The 2,278-nt window shown below is 75.4% G+C and carries 2 protein-coding genes and 1 pseudogene; 2 read left to right on the top strand and 1 reads right to left on the bottom strand.

The genetic code is table 11. The annotated features are described in order from the left end of the window. On the top strand, nt 1-1,046 hold a 1,046-nt coding region (locus tag H5J30_RS28130), incomplete at its 5' end, for an alkaline phosphatase family protein (RefSeq protein ID WP_181790104.1). 62 nt (nt 1,047-1,108) lie between these two features. Here the strand turns inward: H5J30_RS28130 and H5J30_RS28125 are convergent. Beyond that, entirely contained in the window at nt 1,109-1,825 is a 717-nt protein-coding gene (locus H5J30_RS28125) for a VOC family protein (protein WP_181790103.1), read from the bottom strand. 273 nt (nt 1,826-2,098) lie between these two features. On the opposite strand from H5J30_RS28125, the pseudogene H5J30_RS28120 reads away from it, so the two are divergent. Continuing rightward, nucleotides 2,099-2,278, top strand: a pseudogene (locus H5J30_RS28120) (sulfurtransferase); the annotation flags it as partial.

The following is a 2,278-nucleotide window of genomic DNA, read 5'->3' as shown; positions in this document are numbered from 1 at the left end:
GCTTCGCGCCGGCCCTCGCCGGGGTCGAACCGGCCGACCGCGTCTGTGTGTTCCTCATCGACGGCCTCGGCTGGGAGCAGCTGCTCGCGCACCCCGAGGACGCCCCGTTCCTGCACGGACTGGCCACCGGCGAGCCGCTGACCGCCGGCTTCCCCGCCACCACCGCGACCTCGCTCGCCTCCGTGGGCACCGGCCTGCCGCCCGGCGCGCACGGCCTGCCGGGCTACACGGTGCGCGACCCCGCTACCGGCGAGCTGATGAACCAGCTGCGCTGGCAGCCCTGGACGCCGCCGCGCGCGTGGCAGCCGTACCCCACCGTCTTCCAACTCGCCCACGACGCCGGCGTGCACACCGCGCAGGTCTCCTCGCCCGCCTTCGAGACCACCCCGCTGACGACCGTCGCGCTCAGCGGCGGCACCTTCCACGGCCGGCTGTCGGGGGAGGAGCGCATGGACGTCGCCGCGGAGCAGCTCGCCGCCGCCGACCGCACGCTCGTCTACACGTACTACAGCGAGGTCGACGGCAACGGCCACCGCTACGGCGTCGACTCCGACGCCTGGCGCGGCCAACTCGGCTACGCCGACCGCCTCGCCCGCCGCCTCGCCGAGCAACTCCCGCCGCGCGCCGCGCTCTACGTCACCGCCGACCACGGCATGGTCGACATCCCCTTCACCGAGGACGCCCGCTACGACGTCGACGAGGACTGGGAGCTGCGCGCCGGCGTCCGGCTCCTCGGCGGCGAGGGCCGCGCCCGGCACGTGTACGCCGCCCCGGGCGCCGCCGCCGACGTGCTCACCGTCTGGCGCGAGGTGCTGGGGGAGCGCGCCTGGGTGGCGAGCCGCGAAGAGGCCGTCGCGCTGGGGTGGTTCGGGCCGAAGGTCGACGAACGGGTACGGGACCGGCTCGGGGACGTCATCGCCGCCGCGGCCGACGACATCGCGATCGTCGCCACCCGCAGCGAGCCCAAGGAGTCCGCGCTCGCCGGCATGCACGGCTCGCTGACCCCGGCCGAGCAGCTCGTCCCGCTGCTGACCGTACGCTCCTGACCCGCGCCCCCCCCGCGGGACGCGGCAGCCCGGCGGCGCCCGCGGCAGGACCGTGCGTCCGCCTACCGCGGCGAGCGCACCAGCATGAACCGCGCGCCCTCGACGTCCGCGACCTCCGCCAGCCGCCCCGCCGCCGTCTCGTGCGGCTCGCGCACCAGCCGCCCGCCCAGCTCCACCGCGCGCGCCACGGAGGCGTCCACGTCGGCGACTTCGAAGTGCGTCGTCCAGCGCGGCCCCGTCTCGCGCAGCGTCTCCTCGTCCGCGGCGCAGACCGACGCGACGGGCCTGCCCCGGACGTGCAGCGTCGCGGTGTCGCCCTCCGAACGCACGTCGTAGCCGAAGACCAGCTCGTAGAACTTCGCTACCAGCGTCGGCTCCGCCACCAGCAGGTCGTTCCAGACCGGCGTGCCCGGCCGCGCCCGCCGCTCGACCTCCGGCAGCCGCCGCGGCTGCCACAGCCCGAACACCGCCCCCGCCGGGTCCGAGCAGATCGCCTTGCGGCCGGCCGCGTCCGCGTCCAGCGGCCCCACCCCCACCGTCCCGCCGCAGCAGCGGACCTGCTCGGTGGCGGCGTCGGCGTCGTCGGTCGCCAGGTACGGCGTCCAGGCCACCGGCAGCCTGCGCTCGGGCGCCATGGCGCCGATCCCGGCGACGTGGCCGCCGTCGAGGCACGCCAGCCGGTACGCGCCCAGCGCGCGCGGGCCCTCTTCGAAGACCCAGCCGAACAGGCCCCGGTAGAACTCCTCGGTCCGGTCCAGCCCGTGCACCATCAGGCTCACCCAGCACGGTGTGCCCGGCGCGCAGGGGATCGCTCCTTCGGACATGGCAGCCCTCTCTGACCATCGGAAGGTGGCGGTAGGTGACGTTCCGGTGACGCCTCTGCAGATGTTTCCATCCCCCGTGCCGCAGTGCGCCCCCTCTGCGCCGATCGATCTGAAGAATCGTCCGTCTCGCTGCGAGATGTTCGTTTTCGGGCTGAGAGATGGTCGGGGAGGCGGCGGGGTGGGGCGCCGGCAGGAGGCGCGGCGCGGCTCTGCGCCAAGATGGCCTCCATGGATGCCATCATCTCCGGAACCGATCTCGCGGGCGACCTGGCGGGCCCCCGGCCCCCGGTCGTGCTCGACGTGCGCTACACGCTCGGCGGCCCACCGGGCCGTCCCGAGTACGACGCAGGGCACATCCCCGGCGCCGCCTACGTCGACCTGGACGCCGAACTGGCCGCCCCGCCCGGA

This window comes from Streptomyces phytophilus (assembly GCF_013870535.1).
GTDB lineage: Bacteria > Actinomycetota > Actinomycetes > Streptomycetales > Streptomycetaceae > Streptomyces > Streptomyces phytophilus.
This window is presented reverse-complemented; position numbering and strand designations above follow the sequence as displayed.